Origin of the sequence: Tepidimonas fonticaldi (genome assembly GCF_001675355.1) — a bacterium.
GTDB classification, from domain to species: Bacteria; Pseudomonadota; Gammaproteobacteria; order Burkholderiales; family Burkholderiaceae_C; genus Tepidimonas; species Tepidimonas fonticaldi.
Window position 1 is genome coordinate 1 of record NZ_LZDH01000039.1, and the last position, 756, is coordinate 756.

Sequence of the window (756 nt, forward strand, 5' to 3'; positions counted from 1 at the left end):
TCAATCTATTGATAATAAAAACAATAAATGAACAAACAATTTCAGAATAACTCTGTTTTTGGTCTGTTTTCATTACCTTTTAGGAAATTAATATGAATGAAATTATTGCAGTTGCAACTATTACCATTTTAGCAGTCATTAGTCCGGGGCCAGACTTTGCTATGGTAACTCGTAATAGTTATACCTATGGCATTAAAACAGGCTTACTGTGTGCGCTAGGTATTGCTATTGGTGTGCAGGTTCATGTGTTTTATACCATTTTTGGCATCACTTTGGTCATTATGAGTTCACCCGCATTGTTCTTAATCGTTAAACTTATTGGGGTGTTTTACTTGGTATACATCGGATTTAACTCATTGACCAATACAGTAAACATATCGTCAGATAAAGCAGTATAAAAGCCATTACCGGCCCTAAAAGCGTTTAAAAATGGTTTTCTGACAAATGCATTAAACCCAAAAACCATGTTTTTTGTGGTTTCTGTGTATAGCCAAGTTATCAGTACACAGAACTCAATTTGGCTAAATTTGAGTTATGGCCTATTTATTTCTTTCACTCATTGGCTTTGGTTTAGTCTAATTGCTATTTTCTTTGCAACGCCAGCAGTCAGAAACAAAATTCTTAACTACCAATTTATTATGGACCGAACGATTGGAATTCTACTGATTTTATTGGGATTATCTCTACTATTCTTTAATATAAACTAACTCCACATTCACATTCACATTCATGGTAGTTATTTACCCTGCAATCGAT

Annotated in this window: 1 pseudogene; it reads left to right on the plus strand. The window is 33.7% G+C overall.

The annotated features are described in order from the left end of the window. Nucleotides 1–92: 92 nt before the first annotated feature. A pseudogene (locus A9O67_RS12980) lies at nt 93–707 on the plus strand (LysE family translocator). Nucleotides 708–756: the final 49 nt, after the last annotated feature.